This is a genomic window from Streptomyces sp. TP-A0356, assembly GCF_001417775.1.
In the GTDB taxonomy this organism is placed as follows: Bacteria; Actinomycetota; Actinomycetes; order Streptomycetales; family Streptomycetaceae; genus Streptomyces.
The window spans coordinates 27,007-51,683 of the sequence record NZ_BBZJ01000019.1; the positions used below are offsets into that span (position 1 = coordinate 27,007).

General features: G+C 71.0%; 22 protein-coding genes. 17 read left to right on the forward strand and 5 right to left on the reverse strand.

Annotated elements, in window-relative coordinates:
• The first annotated feature begins 94 nt into the window (after positions 1 to 94).
• The gene (locus ASC56_RS17045; RefSeq protein WP_055492290.1) at positions 95 to 1,918 is read left to right on the forward strand and encodes a phosphoenolpyruvate carboxykinase (GTP); all 1,824 of its coding nucleotides are present in this window, start codon (positions 95 to 97) and stop codon (positions 1,916 to 1,918) included.
• 257 nt (positions 1,919 to 2,175) lie between these two features.
• On the opposite strand, the gene ASC56_RS17050 is transcribed toward ASC56_RS17045, so the two are convergent.
• Together ASC56_RS17050 and ASC56_RS17055 are read right to left on the reverse strand one after the other, a co-directional pair.
• On the reverse strand, positions 2,176 to 2,601 hold the full coding sequence (locus ASC56_RS17050) for a hypothetical protein (RefSeq protein ID WP_055492291.1): 426 nt from the start codon (positions 2,599 to 2,601) through the stop codon (positions 2,176 to 2,178).
• A gap of 102 nt (positions 2,602 to 2,703) precedes the next feature.
• Positions 2,704 to 3,915 carry a pyridoxal phosphate-dependent aminotransferase gene (locus ASC56_RS17055; protein ID WP_055492292.1) on the reverse strand — a complete coding sequence of 404 codons (1,212 nt, stop codon included), beginning with the start codon at positions 3,913 to 3,915 and terminating at the stop codon, positions 2,704 to 2,706.
• 353 nt (positions 3,916 to 4,268) lie between these two features.
• On the opposite strand from ASC56_RS17055, the gene ASC56_RS17060 reads away from it, so the two are divergent.
• Complete coding sequence (locus ASC56_RS17060; RefSeq protein WP_055492293.1) at positions 4,269 to 5,168, forward strand: serine protease; 900 nt, start codon at positions 4,269 to 4,271, stop codon at positions 5,166 to 5,168.
• Between the two features lie 18 nt (positions 5,169 to 5,186).
• Here ASC56_RS17060 and ASC56_RS17065 read toward each other — a convergent pair whose 3' ends face one another.
• Together ASC56_RS17065 and ASC56_RS17070 are read right to left on the reverse strand one after the other, a co-directional pair.
• Positions 5,187 to 6,884, reverse strand: coding sequence for an amidohydrolase family protein (locus tag ASC56_RS17065; RefSeq protein WP_079102563.1), 1,698 nt, complete (start codon positions 6,882 to 6,884; stop codon positions 5,187 to 5,189).
• A gap of 93 nt (positions 6,885 to 6,977) precedes the next feature.
• Positions 6,978 to 8,255 (reverse strand): amino acid deaminase, encoded by a 1,278-nt coding sequence (locus ASC56_RS17070; RefSeq protein WP_055492294.1) that lies wholly within the window; start codon positions 8,253 to 8,255, stop codon positions 6,978 to 6,980.
• A gap of 137 nt (positions 8,256 to 8,392) precedes the next feature.
• On the opposite strand from ASC56_RS17070, the gene ASC56_RS17075 reads away from it, so the two are divergent.
• The 5 genes from ASC56_RS17075 (at position 8,393) to ASC56_RS17095 (ending at position 12,926) form a co-directional block, all read left to right on the forward strand.
• Complete coding sequence (locus ASC56_RS17075; protein WP_055492295.1) at positions 8,393 to 9,484, forward strand: sugar kinase; 1,092 nt, start codon at positions 8,393 to 8,395, stop codon at positions 9,482 to 9,484.
• Positions 9,481 to 10,242, forward strand: a complete 762-nt coding sequence (locus tag ASC56_RS17080) for an IclR family transcriptional regulator (protein ID WP_055492296.1) — start codon at positions 9,481 to 9,483, stop codon at positions 10,240 to 10,242. Before ASC56_RS17075 ends, ASC56_RS17080 begins: the two co-directional genes overlap by 4 nt.
• Positions 10,239 to 10,649 (forward strand): RidA family protein, encoded by a 411-nt coding sequence (locus tag ASC56_RS17085; protein ID WP_055492297.1) that lies wholly within the window; start codon positions 10,239 to 10,241, stop codon positions 10,647 to 10,649. The genes ASC56_RS17080 and ASC56_RS17085 overlap by 4 nt, the downstream gene beginning before the upstream one ends.
• Positions 10,650 to 10,784: 135 nt before the next feature.
• On the forward strand, positions 10,785 to 12,260 hold the full coding sequence (locus tag ASC56_RS17090; protein ID WP_055492549.1) for a GntP family permease: 1,476 nt from the start codon (positions 10,785 to 10,787) through the stop codon (positions 12,258 to 12,260).
• An 87-nt stretch (positions 12,261 to 12,347) separates the two neighbouring features.
• Positions 12,348 to 12,926, forward strand: coding sequence for a hypothetical protein (locus tag ASC56_RS17095; protein WP_055492298.1), 579 nt, complete (start codon positions 12,348 to 12,350; stop codon positions 12,924 to 12,926).
• A gap of 112 nt (positions 12,927 to 13,038) precedes the next feature.
• On the opposite strand, the gene ASC56_RS17100 is transcribed toward ASC56_RS17095, so the two are convergent.
• On the reverse strand, positions 13,039 to 14,721 hold the full coding sequence (locus tag ASC56_RS17100) for a chitinase (protein WP_107309274.1): 1,683 nt from the start codon (positions 14,719 to 14,721) through the stop codon (positions 13,039 to 13,041).
• Positions 14,722 to 15,166: 445 nt separating this feature from the next.
• Here ASC56_RS17100 and ASC56_RS17105 point away from each other — a divergent pair, with 445 nt between their 5' ends.
• The 10 genes from ASC56_RS17105 to ASC56_RS17150 all read left to right on the forward strand — a co-directional run bounded on the left by ASC56_RS17105 (position 15,167) and on the right by ASC56_RS17150 (position 24,641).
• Positions 15,167 to 16,012, forward strand: a complete 846-nt coding sequence (locus ASC56_RS17105) for a hypothetical protein (protein WP_234376980.1) — start codon at positions 15,167 to 15,169, stop codon at positions 16,010 to 16,012.
• A gap of 163 nt (positions 16,013 to 16,175) precedes the next feature.
• Positions 16,176 to 16,889: a Flp pilus assembly protein CpaB gene (gene cpaB / locus ASC56_RS17110; protein ID WP_055492301.1), complete on the forward strand. Its 714-nt coding sequence runs from the start codon at positions 16,176 to 16,178 to the stop codon at positions 16,887 to 16,889.
• 60 nt (positions 16,890 to 16,949) lie between these two features.
• The gene (locus ASC56_RS17115) at positions 16,950 to 18,563 is read left to right on the forward strand and encodes an AAA family ATPase (protein ID WP_055492302.1); all 1,614 of its coding nucleotides are present in this window, start codon (positions 16,950 to 16,952) and stop codon (positions 18,561 to 18,563) included.
• Positions 18,564 to 18,637: 74 nt separating this feature from the next.
• Complete coding sequence (locus tag ASC56_RS17120) at positions 18,638 to 18,949, forward strand: TadE/TadG family type IV pilus assembly protein (RefSeq protein ID WP_079102565.1); 312 nt, start codon at positions 18,638 to 18,640, stop codon at positions 18,947 to 18,949.
• A gap of 32 nt (positions 18,950 to 18,981) precedes the next feature.
• Complete coding sequence (locus tag ASC56_RS17125) at positions 18,982 to 20,322, forward strand: CpaF family protein (protein WP_055492304.1); 1,341 nt, start codon at positions 18,982 to 18,984, stop codon at positions 20,320 to 20,322.
• Between the two features lie 25 nt (positions 20,323 to 20,347).
• Positions 20,348 to 21,295, forward strand: coding sequence for a type II secretion system F family protein (locus ASC56_RS17130; protein ID WP_055492305.1), 948 nt, complete (start codon positions 20,348 to 20,350; stop codon positions 21,293 to 21,295).
• Between the two features lie 13 nt (positions 21,296 to 21,308).
• Entirely contained in the window at positions 21,309 to 22,199 is an 891-nt protein-coding gene (locus ASC56_RS17135; RefSeq protein ID WP_055492306.1) for a DUF5936 domain-containing protein, read from the forward strand.
• Positions 22,196 to 23,572 (forward strand): sensor histidine kinase, encoded by a 1,377-nt coding sequence (locus ASC56_RS17140; protein ID WP_199836014.1) that lies wholly within the window; start codon positions 22,196 to 22,198, stop codon positions 23,570 to 23,572. The genes ASC56_RS17135 and ASC56_RS17140 overlap by 4 nt, the downstream gene beginning before the upstream one ends.
• Positions 23,565 to 24,317, forward strand: a complete 753-nt coding sequence (locus ASC56_RS17145) for a response regulator transcription factor (protein WP_055492307.1) — start codon at positions 23,565 to 23,567, stop codon at positions 24,315 to 24,317. Before ASC56_RS17140 ends, ASC56_RS17145 begins: the two co-directional genes overlap by 8 nt.
• 132 nt (positions 24,318 to 24,449) lie before the next feature.
• Positions 24,450 to 24,641, forward strand: a complete 192-nt coding sequence (locus ASC56_RS17150) for a hypothetical protein (RefSeq protein ID WP_107309276.1) — start codon at positions 24,450 to 24,452, stop codon at positions 24,639 to 24,641.
• Positions 24,642 to 24,677 lie beyond the last annotated feature (36 nt).

A 24,677-nucleotide genomic window follows, 5' to 3' on the forward strand; every position in this document is an offset into this window, starting at 1 on the left:
TGAGTGCGGTCGGCACCGGATGAGCGGCTACGAAGCATCCGGGTCGCGGCCCCCACGGGGCAATCAACAAAAAATCCCTCATCTAGGAGCGATCGTGGCGCGCGACATCGCGGCTCCCTCAACCGTCCCCACCGAACACAAGGACCTGATCTCGTGGGTCAACGAGATCGCTGAACTGACGCAGCCGGACAGCGTGGTCTGGTGTGACGGATCCGAGGCCGAATACGAGCGCTTGTGCGAGGAGCTCGTCCTCAAGGGCACCTTCAAGAAGCTCGACCCGATCAAGCGCCCGAACTCCTACTACGCCGCCTCCGACCCGACGGACGTCGCCCGGGTCGAGGACCGGACCTTCATCTGCTCCGAGAAGGAGGCGGACGCGGGTCCGACCAACCACTGGAAGGCCCCCGCCGAGATGCGGGAGATCTTCCAGGGCGACAACGGCCTGTTCCGCGGCTCCATGCGCGGCCGCACGATGTACGTCGTGCCCTTCTGCATGGGCCCGCTCGGCTCGCCGCTCTCCGCGACAGGCGTGGAGATCACCGACTCCGCGTACGTCGCGGTCTCCATGCGCACCATGACGCGGATGGGCCAGGCGGTCCTCGACGAACTCGGCTCCGAGGGCTTCTTCGTCAGGGCCGTCCACTCCCTGGGCGCCCCGCTGGAGCCCGGGCAGGAGGACGTCCCCTGGCCGTGCAACCAGACCAAGTACATCTCGCACTTCCCCGAGAGCCGCGAGATCTGGTCCTACGGCTCCGGCTACGGCGGCAACGCGCTGCTCGGCAAGAAGTGCTACGCCCTGCGCATCGCCTCCGTGATGGCGCGTGACGAGGGCTGGCTGGCCGAGCACATGCTGATCCTCAAACTGACACCGCCGCAGGGCGAGTCGAAGTACGTCGCCGCGGCCTTCCCGAGCGCCTGCGGCAAGACGAACCTCGCCATGCTGGAGCCGACGATCTCCGGCTGGACGGTCGAGACGATCGGCGACGACATCGCGTGGATGCGGTTCGGCGAGGACGGCCGCCTGTACGCGATCAACCCCGAGGCGGGCTTCTTCGGTGTCGCGCCCGGCACCGGCGAGCACACCAACGCCAACGCGATGAAGACGCTGTGGGGCAACTCGGTCTTCACGAACGTCGCGCTGACCGACGACAACGACATCTGGTGGGAGGGCATGACGGAGGAGACTCCGGCCCACCTCACCGACTGGAAGGGCAACGACTGGACGCCGGAGGCCGGCGCCCCGGCCGCCCACCCGAACGCCCGCTTCACCGTGCCGGCTTCACAGTGCCCGATCATCGCGCCCGAGTGGGAGGACCCGAAGGGCGTGCCGATCTCGGCGATCCTCTTCGGTGGCCGACGCGCCACCGCGGTCCCGCTCGTGACGGAGTCCTTCGACTGGAACCACGGTGTCTTCCTCGGCGCCAACGTCGCCTCCGAGAAGACCGCCGCGGCCGAGGGCAAGGTCGGCGAACTGCGCCGTGACCCCTTCGCCATGCTGCCCTTCTGCGGCTACAACATGGGCGACTACATGGGCCACTGGGTCGATGTGGCCAAGGGCAAGGACCAGTCCAAGCTGCCGAAGATCTACTACGTCAACTGGTTCCGCAAGAACGACGAGGGCAAGTTCGTCTGGCCCGGCTTCGGCGAGAACAGCCGCGTCCTGAAGTGGATCGTCGAGCGCCTGGAGGGCAAGGCCGAGGGAGTCGAGACCCCGATCGGCATCCTGCCGACGAAGGAGGCGCTGGACACGAACGGCCTGGAGCTCTCGGAGTCCGACCTCGACTTCCTGCTCACCGTCGACAAGGACGTGTGGCGCGAGGAGGCGGCCCTGGTCCCCGAGCACCTCAACACCTTCGGTGACCACACGCCCAAGGAGCTGTGGGACGAGTACCGCGCGCTGGTGCGGCGCCTGGGCTGAGGGGTCCTTTCACACCCTAAGAGCTCCGCGGCCGGTCGGACTTGCCCTGACCTGCGACGTCATCAAGACCGGCCGCGGTGACAGCACCACGGAACAGGCCGGGGCCCCGCACAACGGCGTGCGGGGCCCCGGCTGTGTGCTGGAGGGAGCCGCGACGGAAGCCGGTGCGGTGTCATGGCGCCCGGTCCGCGCGTCTCTGCGGGTGCACGCGGACCGGGGCCGACGAGGGGAGCCGCCCGGAGGCGGCCCGGGTGGCGTCAGCCGGCGGCGATCGGCTCGCGCGGCTCGGCCAGTGCGGCGGTGTGCGCGTCCATGCGCTCCGCCGACAGGATCGCCGCCGCCGTGTCCGCGCGCGACGCCGCCACCACCAGGGCGCGGCCCGCCAGCGCGAGAGCGCGCCGGTGGAGTGCCGCGACGCGCGGCTCATCGCCGCGCGCGGTCCCACTCGCGCGGATCGGCGGCACTCCCGCGCGCAGCCGCGTCACCTGCTCGGCGAGCCGCTCCGCGGCCGTGTCCAGCTCCGGGGCGGGCGCCAGCGTACGCAGCTCGTCCGTCACCGCGAGCAGTGCCGCCAGATGGCCCGCGAGCTGGATGTCCAGCTCCTCCTCACGCGAACGGTGCGGGAAGTCGGGGGCGGTGCCGGCCATCGTGTGCACCGACTTGGTGCGGATCGGTTCGTACATGGGACGGCCTCCTGTGCTCTGACAGGAAGCCATCCTAGCTTGGATTTCGTCTAAAGTTGAGTCGAATCGCAAAGCGTGTGCGCTGAGCACGTACGGTGAGCGTCAGGGCTGGCTGTAGCCGTCCAGGAAGCTCCCTATGCGGGTGATCGCCGACGTAAGGTCACTCACGGTCGGCAGCGTCACGACCCGGAAGTGGTCGGGCTCGGTCCAGTTGAAGCCCGTCCCCTGTACGACCATGATCTTCTCGCGCCGCAGCAGGTCCAGGACCATCTGCCGGTCGTCCTTGATCTTGAAGACCTTCGGGTCGAGACGGGGGAAGAGATACAGCGCTCCCCGCGGCTTCACGCAGGTCACACCCGGGATCTGCGTCAGCAGCTCGTACGCCGCGTCCCGCTGCTCCTTCAGGCGTCCGCCCGGCAGCACCAGGTCGTTGATCGTCTGGCGGCCGCTCAGCGCCGCCACCACGCCGTGCTGGCCCGGCATGTTCGCGCACAGTCGCATGTTCGCGAGGATCGTCAGCCCCTCGATGTACGACTCTGCGTGCGCCCGGGGGCCCGAGATCGACATCCAGCCCACCCGGTAGCCCGCCACCCGGTACGCCTTGGACATGCCGTTGAAGGTGAGGGTCAGCACGTCCGGGGCCACCGCCGCGGTCGGCGTGTGCGTGGCGCCGTCGTACAGGATCTTGTCGTAGATCTCGTCGGAGCAGACGAGGAGGTTGTGTCGGCGGGCGATGTCGGTCAGGCCCCGGAGCACCGCCTCGTCGTACACAGCGCCCGTCGGGTTGTTCGGGTTGATGATGACGATCGCCTTGGTGCGGTCGGTGACCTTCCGCTCCACGTCCGCGAGGTCCGGCATCCAGTCCGACTGCTCGTCGCAGCGGTAGTGGACGGCGGTGCCGCCCGACAGCGAGACCGCCGCCGTCCACAGGGGGTAGTCCGGCGCCGGTACGAGCACCTCGTCGCCGTCGTCCAGCAGGCCCTGCATGGCCATCACGATCAGTTCGGAGACGCCGTTGCCGATGAAGACGTGCTCGACGTCGGTCTCGATGCCCAGGGTCTGGTTGTGCATCACGACCGCCCGGCGGGCGGCGAGCAGGCCCTTGGCGTCGCCGTAGCCGTGTGCCGTGGAGACGTTGCGGAGGATGTCCTCGAGGATCTCGGGCGGGCACTCGAAGCCGAAGGCGGCCGGATTGCCGGTGTTGAGCTTGAGGATGCGGTGACCCGCCGCCTCCAGCCGCATCGCCTCCTCGAGAACCGGGCCCCGGATCTCGTAGCAGACGTTGGCGAGCTTCGTGGACTGGATCACCTGCATGTCCGTGAGCTTACGGCCGCGTAACGCCTCGCGCCGCGTGTTTTCCACCACGTGGGACGGGGCAGCGTGATCGGTCGACGCCGGTGAACGCGCCCGAGCTGCCCAGGGCTCCGCGCGGGTGACGCGGCCGCAGTCCCGAATCCGTGGGCCGCGCCTGCTCCGAGTGGGGGAGGGCCGGGCCCCGGCGCCGGCTGTGTGCCTCCCGTTGCTCGGCCACCATGCCTCGGCCGAAAACAACACCTTGTCCCCACATACCCCTCCATTGACAATGCGCATGACAAGAGCAGAGGGTGGCCGGAAAACCTTCGGTCCTCCATGTCATCGCAAACCTCGTCGAGAGGGGAACCCCCCACATGAGAAAGCCTCTCGTTGCCGCGCTCTTCGCTCTGGTGATCGCCGGAGCCGGCGCGGCACCGGCGGTCGCGGCTCCCCAGCCCGCGACCGCCGCGGTCAAGACGGTCCTCACGACCGTGGCCACGACCGCCAAGGCGGTCACGGCGGGCCGGACGGCGACGGTCCAGGCCGCCGACTTCGCCGGCACCGTCTCGCTCAGCAACTGCTCCGGCTCCGTCATCCGCCTCCCGAACTCCGCGGACACCGACCCGGCGCTCGTGCTCACCAACGGCCACTGCCTGGAGACCGGCTTCCCGTCGCCCGGTCAGGTCATCGTCGACCAGCCCTCCAGCCGCACCTTCGGCCTGCTCAACTCCTCGGGCAGCAAGGTCGCGACGCTGCGTGCGAGCAAGGTCGCGTACTCCACGATGACCGACACGGACATCACGATCTACCAGCTCACCAGGACCTACGCGCAGATCAAGAGCTCGTACGGGATCAGCGCGCTCGCCCTCGCCGACACCCACCCGGTCGCCGGCACCGCCATCAAGGTCGTCTCCGGCTACTGGAAGCGGATCTACAGCTGCAACATCGACGGGTTCGTGTACCGCCTGAAGGAGGGCGACTGGACCTGGAAGGACTCGGTCCGTTACACCTCCGCCTGCAACACCATCGGCGGTACGTCCGGGTCGCCCGTCATCGACAACACCACCGGCAAGGTCGTCGCCGTCAACAACACCGGCAACGAGAGCGGCGAGACCTGCACCGTGAACAACCCGTGCGAGGTCGACGCGAGCGGCAAGGTGACCGTCCGTCAGGGCATCAACTACGCCGAGGAGACCTACCAGATCCCGGCGTGCTTCGGCATCGGCAACAAGCTCGACCTGAGCGCGAGCGGGTGCGTCCTGCCCAAGCCGTAGCAAGGATGGGGCGGGCGGTCACCCGGGAGTCCTGCGGACCGCCCGCCCCGCCAGTACGTCCGTCCTGCGCCCGTCCTCGATCACGAAACGGCCGTCGATCAGGACGTACGGGATGCCCGTCGGGAGCGTGCGCGGACGCTCGAACGTGGCGCCCGCCGCGACCGTGGCCGGGTCGAAGAGCACGAGGTCGGCACGGTAGCCCTCGCGGACCAGCCCCCGGTCCGGCAGCCGCAGCCGGGCCGCCGGACGCGAGGTGAGACGGGCCACGCACTCCTCCAGCGACAGCACCCCCAACTCCCGGACGTAGTGGCCCAGATACCGCGGGAAGGTGCCGTAGGCGCGCGGGTGCGGTTTCGTGCCCCGCAGGATGCCGTCGGAGCCACCGGTGTGGACGCGGTGGCGCATGATCGCGCGGACGTTCTCCTCGTGCCCCACGTGCTGCAGGATCGTCGAGCCCAGCCGGTCCTCGACCAGCAGGCGCCGGGCGGTCACCCACGGCGCCTCGCCGCGCAGGTCCGCCGACTCCTGGACCGTCCGGCCGACGTACGACGCGAGGCCGGGAGCGTCCACGCCCGAGATCTCGATCGTGTCCCACTCGACGGGCACGCCGTGGCAGCCGTCGGCGCCGACGACCTCCATGTCGTGCCGGATCCGCTCGGCGACGACGTCGTCCGCGAGCCGCCTGAGGATCTCCTCCGGCCCGCCCTCGCTCGCCCAGCTCGGCAGCAGCGCCGCCAGCGTCGTACTGCCCGGCGTGTAGGGGTACGTGTCCAGCGTGATGTCCGCGCCCGCCGCCAGCGCCTCGTCGAGCAGGGACAGCAACTCGGGGGCCCGGCCCTCGTTCACGCCGAAGTTCATGGTCGCGTGGGCCAGGTGGAGCGGGCAGCCTGCCTGGCGGGCCAGGGCCACCATCTCCGCGTACGCCTCCAGGGCCCCCGCCCCGTACGAGCGGTGGTGCGGGCAGTAGTAGCCGCCGTACCGGGCCACCACCCGGCACAACTCGGTGAGTTCGGCGTCCTCGGCGTACATGCCGGGCGTGTAGGTCAGCCCCGACGACATGCCGACCGCGCCCTGCTCCATCCCCTCGGCCACCAGCCGCCGCATGCGGTCCAGCTCCTCGGGCGTCGCCTGCCGGTCCTCCCAGCCGACGACCATCATCCGGACCGTGCCCTGCGGGATCAGATACGCCGCGTTGACCGCGATGCCCTGGTCCAGGCGGTCCAGGTACTCGCCCACCGACCGCCAGGTGAAGTCGGCGTCGTCGCCGTACCCGTTCCAGCCGGTGATCGCGCGGCGCACCTCGTCGAGCGTGCGGTCGTCGACCGGCGCGTACGACAGCCCGTCCTGCCCGATGACTTCGAGCGTCACGCCCTGGGCCGCCTTCGCGCTGTGGTCGGGGTCGCGCAGGAGGGCGAGGTCGCTGTGGGCATGCATGTCGATGAAGCCGGGGGACAGGGCCAGGCCCTCGGCGTCCAGCTCCCGCACCGCCCTGGGGCGTTGGCAGCCCGCGGCCATGGCCTCCTTGACGATCGAGACGATCCTGCCGCCCTTGATCGCCACGTCGGCGCGGTAGGAGGGACCGCCGCTGCCGTCGACGACCTCCGCGTCACGGATGACGAGATCGGCGAGATCGACGGGATCGGCGGGACGGACGGGACCGGTTGGACGGACGGGACCGGCGGGACGGACTGGTCCGGTGGGATCGGCGGGATCCATGGAGCGACTCCTGTTGCTGGACGTGTTCCTGGACGTGTTCCTGGACGTGTTCCTGGTGGTTCCTGGTGGTTCCTGGTGGTTCCGGTGGTGTTCCTAGAAGAACGTGCGGATGTAGTCCACGACCGTGCCGTCCGCCTCGGCCACCGGAATCAGCTGCCACTTGTCGAACGACGTGCAGGGGTGGGACAGGCCCAGGCCGAGCCAGTCGCCGACCTCGACGTCCGCCTCCGGCGTCGTCCGGAGCCAGGCGTGCTGGTCGGAGAGGGCGGTCACCGAGACTCCTTCGGCCGGTCGCTCCTCGCCGTCCCGGCGCACCACCAGAGCGGACGGCAGGTCGAGGTCGTATGCCGCGTCCCGCTTGCCCGCGTTGGCGAAGGCCTGCTCGGGGGAGGGCCGGGACACCACCTGCGCCCACAGGCGGAACGCCGGCTCCAGCGCGCCCTCCTCCGGCACACGGGTGAACGGGGTCAGCCTGCGGTAGTGGCCGTCGTCGTGCGAGACGTACGCGCCCGAGCGCAACAGCTTCAGAACCGGGAGGGAGAGTTCCGGGATCCGCGCGAAGACGTCCGCCACCGCGTCGAACCACGCGCTGCCGCCCGCGCTCACCACGATCTCGTCCAGACCGGCGAACCGGCCCGCCTCGTCGAAGTCCGCCGCCAGCGCGGTCAGGCGGCGCAGCCACGCGCGCACCCGGTCCGGATCCGGCTGCGGCACCTCCCCCTCGTATCCCGCCACGCCCACCAGCCGCAGCGTCTCCGTGGCCGCCACCGCGTCCGCGACCGCCGCGCACTCCTCCTCCGTACGGACGCCGGTGCGCGCGCCCTCTCCGGCGGCCAGCTCCACGACCACGTCGACCGGGCGCGCGCTGCCCGTCAGGGCCGCGTCCATCAGCTCCACTCCGCGTACGGAGTCGACGTAACAGATGAAGCGGAACCCGGCGTCCGTGGCGAGCTCGGCGGCGATCCGGCGCAGGGCCGCCGGGTCCACCAGTTCGTTCGCGAGGAACACCCGCTGGATGCCGAAGTGCCGTGCCACGCTCACCTGGTGGGGGACCGCGAGCGTGATGCCCCAAGCCCCGTGCTCGATCTGGCGGTGGAAGAGCTGGGGAGCCATCGACGTCTTGCCGTGCGGGGCGAAGGCGAGGCCGTGGCGGGCCGCGTAGGTCTCCATGAGGCGGAGGTTGTGCTCCAGGCGCTCGGCCGAGAGGGTCAGGACCGGGGTGGTGAAGCCGCCGGTGAACAGGTTGCGGCGCTCGGCCGCCAGGTCGGCGACCGTCAGGCCCTCGGCGTCCGGCGGGAGCCCCTTGAAGCGGTGGTCGACGCGTTCCGCCCCGAGGGCGGCGAGGCGTTCTGCGGCGGTAGCGGCGTCCATGTGGCCTCCCTGACGTGGTGCGTTGCGTACAGTGCAACACCCATTGCGTATAGCGCTGAATGCTGTCTAACATCCCGGTCAACGCGGGGTCAACGGAGCCGCCGTGCCCAGCGACGTGACGAGGAGCCACCACCATCGTGACCGCCGACGGCCTGCCCATCGCCCCGGACGTCGTGGACGTCGTCGCGCTCGGCGAGTCCATGGTCACGTTCGTGCCGTCACGGCCGGGCCGCCTCGCCGACGTTCCCTCCTTCCACCGCGCCATCGGCGGCGCGGAGTCCAACGTGGCGTGCGTGCTGGCGGCCGCCGGCCACTCCGCGCGCTGGGTCGGCCGGGTCGGCGCGGACGGCTTCGGCGACCACCTGGTCGAGGCGATCGGGGCGTACGGCGTCGACGTGTCGTCCGTACGGCGTGACCCGGCGCGTCCGACCGGGATCTACTTCCGTACGGCGGGGGACCGGGCGACCGACGCCCATGAGGTCGCGTACTACCGGGCCGGTTCGGCGGCCTCGGCGATGGCGGTGGAGAACGTGGACATGGGCGCGGTGCGGGCCGGCCGCGTGCTGCACCTGTCCGGGATCACGGCCGCGCTCTCGGGCGACTGTCTCGACCTCATGAGGGAGTTGACGGCGCCCCGGGCCGGGCGTCCGCTCGTCTCCTTCGACGTCAACCACCGCCCGGGGCTGTGGCGTGACGCGGAGGGGCCGCGGGTGCTGCAGGAACTGGCGCAAGCGGCCGACATCGTGTTCGTGGGAGAGGACGAGGCGGAACTGGCGTGGGGCGTCACAGGGGGCCCGGCGGCCGTCAGGGAGGTGCTCTCGCGGCCGCGGGTGCTGGTGGTGAAGCAAGGGGTGTGCGGCGCGACCGTGTTCGAACGCGAACCCGGGGCCGGGACGGAGGTGCGCGTCGGCCCGGAGGGCCCCGACAGCGTCACCTTCGTTCCCTCCCTTCGTGTCGCGGTCGTCGCGCCGGTCGGTGCCGGTGACGCCTTCGCCGCGGGCTTCCTCTCCGCCACCCTCCGCGGGCTGCCCGTGCGTGATCGCCTCCGCCACGGTCACCTCATGGCCGCCGCCGCCCTCACCGTTCCCGGCGACCTCGCCACCCCTCCCTGCCGGGACCACGCCGATCGGCTGGCCGCACTCGACGACGCCCGGTGGGAGACACTTCGACTCGGCCCCGGCTGGACCGAAGCCGTCGCGCGGGCCGAGGAGGAGGTACGTACGTCATGAGCCAGACCGTCGACCGGGCGCTGAGCATCCTGCCGCTGCTCGCCGAGGGACCCGCCGATCTCGGGCAGGTCGCCGACCGGCTCGGCGTGCACAAGTCCACCGCCCTGCGCCTGCTGCGCACCCTGCACGAGCACGGCCTGGTCTACCGCCAGTCCGACCAGCGCTACCGCCTCGGCGCCCGCCTCTTCGCCCTCGCCCAGCAGGCCGTCGAGAACCTGGACGTCCGCGAGATCGCCCACCCCCACCTCGTGCGCCTCAACGAGGAGTGCGGGCACACCGTCCACCTCGCGGTCCACGAGGAGAACGAGGTCCTCTACATCGACAAGGTGGACAGCCGCTACCCGGTACGGATGTACTCGCGGATCGGCAAGCCGGTGGCCATCACCGTCGCGGCCGTCGCGAAGCTCCTCCTGGCCGATCTGCCCGAGCCCGAGCGCCGCGCCGTCGCGGAGAGACTCGACTACCCCCTGTACACGGCCCGTTCGACGCCGAACGCCGCCGCCTTCCTGAAGGAGCTGGCGACCGTGCGCGAACAGGGCTGGGCCACCGACCTCGGCGGCCACGAGGAGTCCATCAACTGCGTCGCCGCCCCCATCCGCGGCGCCGATGGACGGGTCGTCGCGGCCATGTCGGTCTCGGCGCCCAACGTCGTCGTCACCGCCGACGAACTCCTCACCCTGCTCCCGCTGGTGCGCCGTACCGCGGACGCCGTCACCCGGGAGTACTCCGGCAACACCCCAGCAAAGGACGCCGTATGACGGACAAGATCGCCCTGACCCCGAAGACCCACACCGCCCCGCCCGCCAAGTTCTCGCACGGCGTGAAGAAGGGCAACATCCTCCAGGTCGCCGGACAGGTCGGCTTCCTGCCCGCCGAGGAGGGCAAGCCGCCCACGCCGGCGGGCCCGACCCTGCGCGAGCAGACCCTCCAGACCCTCGCCAATGTGAAGGCGATCCTGGAGGAGGGCGGCGCCAGCTGGGACGACGTGATGATGATCCGCGTCTATCTGACCGACGTGGACCACTTCGCCGAGATGAACGAGATCTACAACGCCTACTTCGAGGAGCAGGGTCTCACCCTGCCGTCCGCCGCCCGGACCACCGTCTACGTGGGTCTCCCGGCCGGCCTCCTCATCGAGATCGACGCGCTGGCCGTCCTCGGCTGACGCGACGTCGACCCGCACTTCCCGCACTCCGTACGCCGTCACGGCCCGGCGTCCTCCCGGGGCGCCGTGCCGCGATCCCCCCTGCCCGAAAGCTCCATGGAATTACGAGAAGCCAGAGGTCCTCCTGTCATGCGCATGCTCCAAATTGCGGCGACCGGCACGCCGGCGACCCCACCCCACACCGGCGGCCTGCTCACGCTCGTCCACGGCACGGCCGGTCTGCTCACCATCGCGGCGCTCGGTATCGCGCTGCTCCTGGTCCTGATCATCAAGGTGAGACTGCAGCCCTTCGTGGCGCTGCTCGCGGTCTCCATAGCCGTCGGCCTCGGCGCGGGACTGTCGGTCACCGAACTCTTCGGCACGGTCCAGCGCTCCGACGCCGTCTCCCTCATCGAGTCCGGCATGGGCGGCACCCTCGGCCATGTCGCCGTCATCATCGGCCTGGGCACGATGCTCGGCGCGGTCCTCGAAGTCTCCGGCGGCGCCGAGGTGTTGGCGTCGAGGCTGCTGGGACTGTTCGGCGAGGAGCGAGCCCCGCTCGCCATGGGCCTGACCGGCCTGATCTTCGGCATCCCGGTCTTCTTCGACGTCGGCATCTTCGTGCTCGCGCCGATCGTGTACGCCGCCGCCAGGCGCGGTGGCAAGTCCATCCTGCTCTACTGCCTCCCGCTGCTCGCGGGCCTGTCCATGACTCATGCGTTCCTGCCGCCGCACCCCGGCCCGGTCGCCGCCGCCGGTCTGCTCAAGGTCGACCTCGGCATGGTCATCCTGATGGGCATCGTCTGCGGCATCCCGGCGGTCCTCGCCGCGTGGGCCTGGTCGGCGTGGATCGGCAAGCGGATCTTCGTGCCCGTACCGCAGGACATGGTCGAGGCGGCCGAGGAGGCGAAGGCGGCGCTCGCGCAGGAGCAGCGGGCGGCCGGTGTGACCCCGACGGAGAAGCCGGTGCCGCTCGCCACGGTCCTCACGATCATCGGTACGCCACTGGTCCTGATCCTCCTGGCCACCTTCTCGTCGATCGCCTTCGGCCCCTCGACGGGACGGTCGGTGATCGAGTTCTTCGGCCACCCCTTCGTGGCGCTGACGATCGCGCTGCTGCTGGCGTACTACCTGCTCGGCATCCGCCGCGGCTGGTCCCGCGCGTCCCTGGAGACGGTGTCCACCGCATCCCTCAAGCCCGTCGGCAACATCCTGCTGGTGGTCGGTGCGGGCGGGGTCTTCGGCGCGGTCCTCAAGGGCAGCGGGGTCGCGCAGGCCCTCTCCGACACCTTCCACGGCGTCGGTCTGCCGGTGATCGCGCTGGCGTACCTGATCTCGCTCGTCCTGCGTGTGGCCCAGGGCTCGGCGACGGTCGCGATCGTCACGACGGCGGGCATCGTTGCGCCCCTGCTGTCGGACAGCCACCACTCGGGGGCGTTCGCGGCCCTGGTCATCATGGCCGTCTCGGCCGGCTCGATCTTCGCCTCGCACGTCAACGACGGGGGCTTCTGGATGGTGGCGAAGTACTTCGGGATCACCGAACGGGACACGCTGCGGACGTGGACCGTGCTGGAGTCGGTGCTGTCCGTGGCCGGATTCGCGGTGGCCGCCCTGGTGAGCGTGTTCGTCTGACGGAGTTCGTATGACTCTGAACGGAGTTCGTATAACGAAGTCGGGGCTGGCTGTGTCCGGCACAGGATCTTGCACCATACTGCCCGCGTGGAGCAGCGCATAGGTACGAGCAGCCAGCCCCTGGACGGCGCCGGAGTCGACCCCGCCTTCATCCCCGGGCTCACCTCAACCGTGTCCGGCGAACCGGAGGATGCCGAGCCGGGGGACGCCGAGCCGATCGAGCCCCGGGACGCGGTCCCGGCCGGGGAAGCGGCGGAAGCCCGGGAAGCCGAGGAAGGGGCCCCCGAGGAGCTCCTGGTCGAAGAGGCCTCCACGGTGGATGCCTCCACCGAAGAGGAGGAGGCGCCCGATGGCCCCGTCTTCGAGGCCGCGGACCGCCGTGCACGGATCGTCGCCGACCACAGCGGCGTACGTCTGCGCCTGGACGACCAGGAGTGCGAGTTCAGCTGGGACGAGATCGGGGCCGTGGAGACCGAGACCGCGCGCTTCGGGAAGCGGTTCACGGTGACCGTGCACACCCCGGAGCGCCGCTGGTACCCCATCGAGATCGAGGCCGACTCCCGTTCCCGCTTCCAGGAGTGGGAGACCCGGCTCGACGAGGTCCTCGACGCCTACTTCGAGGACGGGGAGCACGAACTCCCCACCCCCGAGAAGGACGGCGACTGACGTAGCGGCATCGTCCGCCGCGCGGGGTGCCGCCCTCACCGGGAACGCCGAGCGGCTGCCGACGCGCCTTCTGGCGAGGCGTGGCGGCAGCCGCGTACGGGATGGGTGAGGGTTACGGCAGCGCGTGCACGTGCGGACCCACCGCGTTCGACCAGGCGTTGCCCGACGTCGCGTCCCAGTTCGTCGACCACGTCATCGCGCCCCGGAGGTCCGGGTACGTCTTCGACGGCTTGAAGGAGCCGCAGCCCGTGGCCTTCGTCAGGCAGTCCAGGGCGTTGTTCACCACCGAGGGGGCGACATAGCCGCTGCCCGCCGCGCTCGTCGAGGCCGGGACGCCCAGGCCCACCTGGGAGGGGGACAGACCGCCCTCCAACTGGATGCAGGCCAGGGCCGTCAGGAAGTCCACCGAGCCCTGGCTGTAGACCTTGCCGTCACAGCCCAGCATCGAACCGCTGTTGTAGTACTGGGTGTTGACGACCGTCAGGATGTCCTTGATGTTCAGCGCCGTCTGGAAGTAGGCGTTCGACGTCGACTGCATGTCGATCGTCTGCGGGGCCATGGTGATCACCAGGGAGGAGCCCGCCTTCGACGACAGCTGCCTCAGCGCCTGCGGCATGTACGTCGCGTTCAGCCCGTTCTTCAGGTCGATGTCCACCCCGTCGAAGCCGTACGTCTGCATCAGCGAGTACACCGAGTTGGCGAAGTTCGTCGCCGACGCCGCGTCGCTCACCGACACCGTGCCGTTCTGGCCGCCGACCGAGACGATGACCTTCTTGCCCGCCGCCTGCTTCGCCTTGATGTCCGCCTTGAACTGGTCCGCCGTGTAGCCGCCCAGCCCGGAGGAGTCCAGGGTGAAGGACACCGCGCCCGGCGTGCTCGTCGCGTCCGCGAACGCCACCGCGATGATGTCGTACTGCGACGGGACGTCCGCGATCTTCTGGACCTTCGCGCCGTTGTTGAAGTTCTGCCAGTAGCCGGTCACCGCGTGCCTGGGGAGAACACCGCCTCCGCCGCCGCCGGTGGCCGCCGTCGTGGCCGTCACCGCCGCCGACTTCGCCGACTCGCCCGCCGCGTTCGTCGCCGTCACCTGGAAGGAGTACGACGTCGAGGGCGACAGACCCGTCACCGTCGCCGAGGTGCCCGTTGTCGTGGCCACGTTCGTACCGCTGCGGTACACGTTGTAGCCCGTCGCGCCCGACACCGCGTTCCACGACAGGGAGACGGACGAGGACGTCGTGGACGAGACCGACACGCCCGCCGGAGCCGCAGGCACGATCGGGCCCGGGTCGCCGCCTCCGCCGCCGTCCGGGCCGTACACCGACACGTCGTCCGCGTAGTACGCCGCCTGCCCGTACCAGCCGTGCAGATAGACCGTCACCGACGTCGTCGCCGCACCGGTCGTGAACGTCGTGGTGAGCTGCTTCCACGTGGTCGAGTCCGGTGTCCACGTCGACACGTCCGTCGTGCCCGTGCCCGTCGCGCCCAGGTAGGCGTACCCGCCCTGCACCCACGCGCTCAGCGTGTACGTCGAGTTGGGCCTGACCGCGACCGTCTGGGTGCACTGGGCGTTGTCCTGCCCCGCCGGCGTCGCCTTCAGCGCGGCCGCGCCGCCGTGCACCGGGGACGACACCGTCGTACCGCTGCCCGCCGAACAGGTCCAGTTGCTCAGGCCCGACTCGAAGCCGGGGTTCTTGGCGTTGTTCACGTCCGCGGCCGCCGCCTGGCCGGCGGCCAGGAAGGAGAGGGCGAGCGCGGCGACGGCGGCCCCGGCCAGGGTTCGTCTGCGACGGGGCATGCCTGGTACGCGGTCCACTTGGGCCTCCGAGGAGAGGGGAGAGGAGGAAGAGGGGGGGAGACGAGGAAGGGGGAAGAGGGGAGAGGGGGAAGGGGGGAGAGGGGGAGAGGGGGAAGGAGGAGAGGGGGAAGGCAGGAGGGCAGCGCGGAACGCGCCACCGCCTGCGGAACGAATTTGGTCCAGACCAATCCGGATGTCAAGACCTCTGGCGACGTCAACACCCCTGCGACCATGCCGAGTTGGGGTATATGCGCCTACGCTGTGTCGATCATGCCGCACCTTCAGTGAGATGATCTTCCGGATTCGGTGTTGAGTGGGGCACGCCGTGGATATGGTGCTGGTGCAGGACGATGCCATTGGACGTCACAGGGGCCAACTGAGGCGGTGGTCGACCACCCCGCCGCAGTGAACGGGGTGGTGTGCAGCCGTGCCGATCGCGATATGCGTGACCAGTCCCGGCCTGGTGCTCCCGCCGCTCGACCGGCAGACCCCGCCCGTCGCCGTCCAGCCCCAGCCCACGCTGGAACAGTCCCTGAACGGCATGCACGCGCTCGTCGAGCAGTACGGATACGTCATCGCCCTGCACTCCGGCTCCGTTGACGACCCGGCGGTCCAGCGGCTGCACACCGTCCGCTCCGTCCTGGAGAGCGACCGCATCGCGCTGCTCGGCATCGACCTGCCTCCGCTCGGACTCGCCCTGCTCGCCCAGCAGTTGCGCCAGCTGTCCGTCTGCGACTTCAGCCCGGGGGTACTGGCGTCGTCGGCGCGTCTGCTCGCCCACTACATCTACGCCGGTGCCCTCCTCGGCTCCGTCGCCCGGCTCGACCGTGTCCCCGTCCCGCTCACGTCCCACGCCAAGTCATGGGTGCCGAGCGCCCAGTTCGCCGTACTCGCCCATCCGCGGCCGCAACTCGTACGGGTCGGGCAGGAGGAGTTACCGGGCCCCGAGTTCCGCACCCGGATGCTCGTCGCCGCCGGGCAGCCGCCCTCGGACTGGGTGACCGCCTCTCTCGCGCCGGCCTGGCGCGTGCAGGGCGTCGCGACCGTGCCCCTGCCGGAGGAATCCGCGCGCTGGTGGGGCACCGACCGGCTCGTCGAGTTCGCGGCCGGCCTGCCCGACGTGTCCGTGCTCTACCAGCTCGTCTCCTCCGTACGACGCGTGCTCTGCCACTGGTGCGGCCTCGAACTCATCGGTGACCGCTGCGGGTTCTGCGCCGCACCCCTGCCACCACCCCCCGAACAGGAGCCGGTCACCGCCGCCGCCCGCGCACTGCCCCGAGGCGGCACCTAAGCCCCGTACACACAACTCCACAGCCGCCCGCTCGCCCGACCGCCCGCTAGACCACCCGCTCGCCCGCTAGACCACCCGCCCGACCGCCCGCCCGACCGCCCGACCGCCCGACCGCCCGACCGCCCGACCCGCCGTCCCCCGCTCCGATCGAGGTTGTCCGCGCATGAACTCACGCCAGCGCCGCGGCGTCATTCTGATGGTCCTCTCGGCCCTGTGCGCCGTCGGCGCCTTCGCCGGAGTGCTGTCGGTGATCCGGGACGTGAACTCGAAGGTCGGCCCGGAGGTCACGGCGTACCGGCTCAAGAGCGACATCGCACCCTACAAGGAGCTCACGGCGGACCAGTTCGAGCAGATCTCGATGCCCAGGCGCTGGCTGTCCGAGACCGCCGTCACCAGCCTCTCGCAGATCCGCGGCAAGATCGCCGTGACCAGGCTGCAGAAGGGGTCACTGCTCCAGAACGACATGGTCGTCGACCGGCCCGCACTCCAGCCCGGCCAGCAGGAGATCGCGATCATGATCGACGCGTCGACCGGTGTCGCGGGCAAGATCGACCCCGGTTCGAGGGTGAACATCTACGCCACCTTCAAGGCCGCGAACGACAAGAGCAAGGACGAGTCCAAGGTCATCGTGACCAACGCCCGCGTCCTCGACGTCGGCAAGCTCACCGCCCTCGATCCCAGCCAGTCCAGCGACCAGCGTCGGACCAGCGCCGCCGAGGCCGTCCCGATCACCTTCGCGCTCGACACGGCGGACGCCCAACGCGTCGCGTACGCCGAGTCGTTCGCCACACACGTCCGGCTCGCGCTGGTCGCGGGCGGCTCCCAGACCTCGGTCGCGCCGGGCGACCGTACCTACACCCTCGACCAGGACAAGTAGGAGGCCGCGCATGAGGTCCGTCCCGGCCCCCAGCGGGCCCGTCCCCACGGGGCGGTGCCGATGACGATCCGTATCCTCCCCGCCGTCGGCGACCCCGACGCGGCCCGCGCGCTGACCACGCTGCTCGGCCAGCTCGCCGACGCCGAGCCCGCCCCGCCCGTCCCCGACTCCACGGCCCTGCTCGACACCCTGGCGCGTCTGGCCGGCGACTCCCTCGACGAGCTGCCCGAGGTCGTGCTCGTGCACGAGCGGATCGGGCCGGTCCCCGCGCTCGACCTGATCCGCGACCTCGTGATGCGGTTCCCGGCGGTCGGGGTCGTCCTCATCACCGCCGACACGAGCACCGGCGTGCTCACCGCCGCGATGGACTGCGGCGCCCGCGGCATCGTCACCCTGCCCCTCGGCTACGACGCCCTCGCCGAACGCGTCCAGGCGGCCGCCGCGTGGTCGGCCGGCATGCGGCGCCACCTGGGCAGCGGAACCCCCGAACTGTATGCCGGACCGGGCGGGACCGTGGTCGCGGTGACCGGCGCGAAGGGCGGCGTCGGTACCACGGTCACGGCCGTCCAGCTGGCCCTCGCGGCACGGGCGTCGGGCCGCACGGTCGCGCTGGTCGACCTCGACCTGCAGTCCGGGGACATCGCCTCCTACCTGGACGTACAGTTCCGGCGCTCGGTCGCCGACCTCGCCGGGATCACGGACATCAACCCCCGTGTGCTGCAGGACGCGGTCTACACCCACGACAGCGGCATGGGACTCCTCCTCGCGCCCGCCGAGGGGGAACGCGGCGAGGAGGTCACGGACCGGGTGGCCCGTCAGATCCTGGGCGCGCTGCGCTCCCGCCACGACGTGGTGATCGTCGACTGCGGCTCCCACATGAACTCCGCCACCGCCGCCGCCGTCGAGGTCGCCGACCACGCGCTTCTGCTGGTGACTCCGGACGTGGTCGCCGTACGGGCCGCCAAACGGATGGTGCGTCTGTGGGACCGGCTCCAGATCCGCAAGGCGGAGGAGACGCTGACGGTCGTCAACCGCCTCTCACGCGGTACGGAGATACAGCCGACCCTCGTCGAACGCGTCACCGGCACCAGGGTGGCCCGCGCCGCGGTCCCGGCCGCCTTCAAGGAACTCCAGTCGGTCGTCGACGCCGGGCGCCTCCAGGACCTCGACGCCCGCTCCTCCGTGAAGCAGGCACTGTGGGCGCTGGCGGGGGAGCTGGGCCTGGTGACGGTGCAGGAGGGCGGGGGCGGCCGGCGGCGCAAGCCGTCCCCGGACCGGGGAGCGCTGAGCCTGTGGCGCAAGGGCGGCGACCGCGGTGCGGTGACCCTGGAGTTCGCCGGGATGTTCCCGCTCCTCCTGGTCGTGATGGCGCTCCTGTGGGAGTGCGTCCTGTACGGCTACACGTACTCCCTGGCGGGCAACGCGGCGGACGAGGCGGCGCGGGCGGCGACGGCGGCCTACGCCGTACACGGTGATGTGCCGGGGGCGTGCCGGTCGGCGGGCGCCCGGCATCTGCCCGGCTCCTGGAGCGGCGCGGAGATCCGCTGCGGGCAGGACGGCCCGTTGATGAAGGCGACCGTACGGGCCCAGGTGCCGCTGTTCTTCCCCGGGGTCAACCCGGGGTGGCACGTGGACGGCTCGGCGGGGGCGGCGCTGGAGGGGAGCGGCCGATGAAGGCGCTGCTTCGCCGCGCGGGGACGCTTCGACCGGGTCGGCGAGCCCACCGGTGGAACGATCGTGGGGTCTCCATGCTGGAGTTCGCCGGCTTCCTCCCCATCCTCCTCGTCATCGGCATGGCCGCCATCCAGCTCGGCCTCATCGGCTACGGCATCAACCAGGCCGGGACGGCCGCCCGCGCAGCCGCACGGGTCGGCTCCCAGAAGGGCGACGGCTCGGCCGCGGCTGCGGCGTCCGTCAGCGACTGGCTGAAGCCGCGGCCCACCGTGGAGCGAGGCCCCGACGTCACCACCGCCACCGTCAAGGTCCACGTCCCCGCCGTGATCCCCCTGTTCGGCGGCTGGGACGTCACCCGTCACGCCACCATGCCCACCGACCACTGAGCCCGTAGGACAGAGAGGAGTTGACGACAGGCATGAGCCTCCGCTCCCGTATCGCCGCCCCCGACGACGGCGGCGCCGCCCGCGAGGACGGACACCTCGTCGCGGTCTACCGCGCCAAGCTCCTCGAAGAGATCGACCTCGCCGAGATGTCCGGACTCGCTGCCGCCGAACGCCGGGTCCGCCTGGAGCGCGTCCTCGGCCACATCATCAGCCGCGAGGGACCGGTCCTCTCCTCCGCCGAACGCTCCCAGCTGATCCGGCGGGTCGTCGACGAGGCCCTCGGCCTCGGGGTCCTCGAACCGCTCCTCGCCGACGCGTCGATCACCGAGATCATGGTGAACGGGCCCGACTCGGTCTTCGTGGAGCGTGCGGGCCGCGTCGAACAGCTGCCGCTGCGCTTCGCCTCCACCGAGCAGCTGATGCAGACGATCGAACGGATCGTCTCGACGGTCAACCGGCGCGTCGACGAGTCGAACCCGATGGTCGACGCCCGCCTCCCCACCGGCGAGCGCGTCAACGTCATCATCCCGCCGCTCGCCCTGACCGGCCCCACGCTCACCATCCGCCGCTTCCCCCGCGCGTACACGCTGCCCGAACTGATCGCTCTCGGCTCGCTCGACGAGCAGATGCTGATGCTGCTCGCCGCCTTCGTCCGCGCCCGCTTCAACCTGATCGTCAGCGGCGGCACCGGCTCCGGGAAGACGACCCTGCTCAACGCCCTGTCCGGGCTCATCCCGTCGCACGAGCGCATCATCACCATCGAGGACTCCGCCGAACTCCAGCTCCAGCAGGAGCATGTGATCCGCCTGGAGACCCGGCCGCCCAACGTCGAGGGCAAGGGCCAGATCACCATCCGCGATCTGGTCCGCAACAGCCTGCGGATGCGGCCCGACCGCATCATCGTCGGTGAGGTCCGCGGCGGTGAGACGCTCGACATGCTGCAGGCGATGTCGACGGGTCACGACGGCTCCCTCGCCACCGTCCACGCCAACTCGGCGGAGGACGCGCTGATGCGCCTGCAGACCCTCGGCTCCATGTCCGAGGTGCTGATCCCCTTCGAGGCGCTCAAGGACCAGATCAACTCGGCGGTGGACGTGGTGGTCCAGCTCGCCCGCTACGCCGACGGCTCCCGCAAGGTCGTGGAGATCGCGCTGGTCGTGTCGCACGGCCGCGAGCAGTTCCGTATCGCCACCGTCTCCCGCTTCGTCCCCCGGCCCCTCGGCCCCGACCGGGTCGTCCGCGGCCACTTCGAGCACCTTCCCCTGCCCCGGATGGTCGCGGAGAAGCTGTACGTCGCCGATGAACCGCTCCCGCCGGCCTTCGGCGTCGCGGAGGCCATCGACGCACTGAACACCAGGCAGGCCCTCGGATGACCCCCGCTCACGAGAGGAGCGAGCCATGAACGACCCCGCCCTCCTCGCCCTCGGCGCCACCGTCCTCACCGGCACGCTCGCCGTGGCCGGCGTGCACGCCTACGCATCCGGCCGGGCCCAGCGCCAGGCGCTCGTCGACCGGCTCTCCGGCAGCGCGGCGGGCCCGATCCGTGCGGCGGCCGGGCGCGTACGGCGCTTCGTGGGCGTGGACCGCCGGCTGCGCCGCACCCGCCTGGGCCGCATCCTCCAGTTGCGGCTGTCGGCGACCGGACTCGACCTGACGGCGGGGGAGTTCTTCGTCTACGTCGCCGCCGTCGTCGTCGCGCTGTGGCTGATCGCGGCGTCGACCCTGGCCCCCTTCTTCGGGCCGGTCGCCGGGCTGGTCGGCGTCTGGAGCGCGGCCTTCTTCCTCAACTGGCAGCGGCAGAAGCGCATCGAGGCCTTCATCAACCAGCTCCCTGACGTGGCCCGTCTGCTGGCCAACGCCACGGCCGCCGGTCTCGCCCTGCGCACGGCCCTGGCCATGGCGGCGGAGGAGCTGGAGGCCCCGGCGGGCGAGGAGCTGGCGCGGGTCGCCGACCAGCTCACCCTGGGCCGCTCGGTCGACGACGCCCTCGACGAACTCGCCGAACGCCTCCCCTCCCGCGAACTGGTCGTCCTGGTCACCACTCTGGTGCTGGCCAACCGGGCGGGCGGCTCGGTGGTGAGCTCGCTGCGCAACCTCACCCACACCCTGGAGGACCGCAAGGAGACACGGCGCGAGGTCCGCACGATGCTCTCCGAGGTCAACGCGACGGCCTTCACGGTGCCGCTGCTGGGCCTCGGCTCCCTGGTCCTGGTCAACTCCGCGAACGAAGGGGCACTCGCCCGCGTCACCGGCTCCCCGCTCGGTCAGGGCCTGGTGCTGCTCGCGCTCGGCCTCTACACGGTCGGCTTCTTCGTCATCCGCCGCCTCGGCAAGATCGAAGTGTGAGGGGGAGACCGCGATGCTGCCACTGCTCCTCGCCCTGCTGACGGCCGTCTCGGTCGCGGGGATCCTCCTCGGCGTCCGCATGATCCGCGCGGACGCGAAGCTGCCGGGCGACCTGGCGCTCGCCCTGGAGGTGGGCGCCACCCGCGTCTCCAAGGCGGGCTCCGCCGTCGACCGCCTCGGTATGCGCTTCGCCCCGCTGGTCCTGCGTCTGATGGGCCCGCGCCGTGTCGACGCCAAACGCCGCCGCATCGACATGGCGGGCAACCCGGGCGGACTCACCCTGCACCGGTACGCCGCGCGCCGGGCGGTGTACGGCGTCTTCGGGCTGGTCCTGGGCCTGGTCTTCCTGTCGAACGGCCAACTCCTCTTCGCGGCCCTCACGTTCGCCTTCGGACTGCTCGCCGCCGACGCACTGATCTGGCAGGCCGTCCGCGAGCGCAAGGACGTCATCGACCGTACGTTGCCGGACTTCCTGGACGTCCTCGCGGTCGTCGTCTCGGCGGGCCTCGGCTTCCGCCAGGCACTGGACCGGGTCGCGGAGAAGTACCAGGGTCCCTGGGCGGACGAGCTGAGGATCACCCTGCGCCAGATGGACATGGGGGTCAGCCGCCGCCAGGCCTTCGACGAACTACGCCGCCGCAACTCCTCCGAGCAGGTGGCCCAGTTCGTCTCCGCCCTGCAGCAGGGGGAGGAACTCGGCTCCCCCATCGCGGAGACGCTGATCCAGCTCGCCACGGACATGCGCCGCACGGACGCCCAGAACGCCCGGCGCCGAGCCGCCAAGACGATCCCCAAGGCCACGCTGGTCACCCTGGTCTTCATGCTCCCGGCGACGATGATCTTGATCGCCGCGGGCATGTTCCTGGGCTCGGGGACGAACTTCGGATCGATCCTGGGCCGATGATGAGCAGCCGCAGCGGTCGCCGCACACCCGGACACCCGAGCGGTCGCGGCACGCCCGGACACCCGAGCACACCCGGACACCCGAGCGGTCGCAGCACGCCCGGATACCTGGAGGACGACGCCCCGCCCCCCGCCAGCGTGCGCCTCCAGCTGGGCGCGCTCCAGGCCCTCTGCCGCCAGACCGTGGCCGTGCGCCTCGCCATGGTGGTGATCGGCGCCCCCTTCGCCCTCGCCCACGCCCCGCACGGCGCACCCCGCTACGCCGCCCTCGCGGCGGCCGTCCTGGGCGTCATGGGGTGCTACGCCGTGCTCCGCGACTGGGAGCGGGTCGGCCCGCGCCTCCTCGCCCACCCCACACTGATGGCGCTGGACCTGCTGTTCGTGGCCACCCTCCTGCTCACCGCGTCCCCGGCCTCCCCGCTCGCCTACGCCACGGTCTGCACCCCCCTGCTGTCCGGCCTGCTCTACGGCTGGCGCGGCGCCGGTGTCATCACCGGCCTCCAACTGGCCGTCCTGCTCACCGGGTTCCGGGCCTGGCACAACCACCCCGGCGCCGGCACCAGCACCCTCCTCGTCGCGGGCTTCTGCATCGCCGCGGGCATCATCGGCGTGACCCTGCGCAATCTGCTGTTCCGCTTCGGCGCGGCCGGCGAGGCACTGTCGGAGGCCAACGCCCGCCTCGCCGCTGCGGAGGCCGTCGAGTCCGAACGCGCCCGGCTCGCCCGGGAGATGCACGACTCGGTGGCGAAGACGCTGCACGGCCTGGCCCTGGCGGCGGACGCCCTGGCCGCCTCGGCGGACCACTGTGACCCCGAGACACTCCAACGCCAGGCGACCCTGGTGGCGGGTGCGGCGCGCAGGGCGGCGGCCGAGTCCCGAGACCTGCTGTCGGACCTGCGCCGGCGTACGGACTTCACGACCGCGCACCTGGACGTGGCGGCGGAACTCGGGGTTCGGACACGGGAGTTCGCCGGTCGCACCGGGCTGGAGGTGGAGCTGAAGGTGCCGGACGCCCCGCTGCTCCTCCCGCACACGACGGCACACCACGCCCTGGCGATCACGGCCGAGGCACTGGAGAACATCCACCGCCACGCCCGCGCGACCCGCGTACGCGTCGAGCTCGACGTGACCGGGACCGCCGCCTTCGATCTGCGGATCGGGGACGACGGCGCCGGTCTGCCCCCGGACGCGGCACCCGAGGAACTGGCGAGAACCGGCCACTTCGGTCTGCTGGGCATGGTGGAACGCGCCGCGTCCCTCGGTGGACGCCTCCGCCTTGGCCGCTCACCGCTGGGCGGCGCCGGGATCCATCTGCGCGTCCCCCTCCCCACGACCGCTCCCCACGCTCCCCAAGAGGAGGCCGCACATGCCTGACCAGGCACTTCCCGGCCCGCCCCTGCGCGTCCTCGTGGCCGACGACAACCCGGTCGTACGGGCGGGCCTGACCGCCCTGCTCTCCGTCCACCCCGACATTGAGGTGGTGGCGGAGGCGGCGGACGGCGGACAGGCGCTCGCCCATGCCACCCGGCACCGACCCGATGTGGTCCTCCTGGACGTCCGCATGCCCGGCACGGACGGCCTGGCCGCCCTGCCCGAACTGGCGCGCCTGGCCCCCGTGATGATGCTGACGTACAGCAGCGAACCCGAGGTGGTGACGGAGGCGCTCCGCCGCGGCGCCTCCGGCTATCTGGTGCACGGGGAGTTCACGACGGCCGAACTGATCACGGCCGTACGGGGCGTGGGGGAGGGGCGGCCGACGGTGTCCCGGTCCGCCGCCCGTGTCTCGTCCTCGCTCGGCGATTCCTACGAACCGACGCAAACTCCTTCGCACCTGCAATCAGTTGTGGCACAGTCGTCGAAGGCTCGGCCGGCCCGTGCGGGGGGTCCTCGGCGTCGCGCCTCGGGATGGCTGGACTTCGGTCTGAGCTCAAGGGAGGTGGAGGTCATGGATCTCATCGCGTCCGGTATGAACAACCGGCAGATCGCCGCCGCCTGCTTCATCAGCGAGAAGACGGTCAAGAACCACATCAATCGCATCTTCGCAAAGCTGCACAGCTCTTCGCGCAGCGAAGCGATCGCCCACTGGCTGGGCACGGCGCGGGAGGGGTGGAGCCGATGACCCCCCGGGGGTGGCGAAGTTGGGCCCCTGGGCCCACTCGGAGTGAGAACCCTTTCACGTACGGTGCATGGGTTGGTGCCAGCCGCATTGGGTGGGAGGGCAGGGGCCGTGATGACGGACACGAGGCGCAGGATGGGTGCCTGGGGCCGGACCGTGCTGTCCCGGATGCGGGGAGCCGGGCGGGATGCCGGGGCCGGGTTCGTGGAGTACGCCGGCTTGATGATCATCGTTGCGGGCATCTTCACGATGATTCACGGTCTGGGGCTGGACGGCGCGATCTCGGGAGCGATCATGCGTGCCGTGAACAACGTCATCGGCGGCTGACCGCCCCGCACCGGCTGAACGACCGTGGACAGACGC